We start from the raw sequence: 264 nt of genomic DNA, 5'->3' as shown, positions 1-264 counted from the left end.
ACGGATACTGATAAAAATTCCATCCCCCCTTCAGCCCAATCGGATCCTGAGTGATATACCGCCCCTGCAGCGGGTCATAATAGCGGTGGCGGTTGTAATACAGGCCGGACTCCTCATCATACTGCTGCCCCGGCAGGCGGATAAGCTGCTGCAGCTGATGCGGGTTCTCTTCATTCAGCAGGTTGCCCCATTCATCATATTCTGCGCACCACGCTGTTGCCCCTTCCGTGCTGATGAGCGCCAGCGGCAGGCCGCGATGGTCGC

1 protein-coding gene is annotated in these 264 nt (G+C 58.0%); it reads right to left on the bottom strand.

Annotation, left to right across the window (positions count from 1 at the left end; genetic code table 11):
- On the bottom strand, nt 1-264 hold a 264-nt coding region (locus E0D98_RS26545), incomplete at both ends, for an RHS repeat-associated core domain-containing protein (RefSeq protein WP_131891646.1).

This window comes from Escherichia sp. KCJ4928 (genome assembly GCF_004352695.1).
Taxonomy (GTDB): Bacteria; Pseudomonadota; Gammaproteobacteria; order Enterobacterales; family Enterobacteriaceae; genus ECMA0423.
Note: the sequence above shows the minus strand (reverse complement) of the source record. Positions and strands in the feature narration are given on the sequence as shown.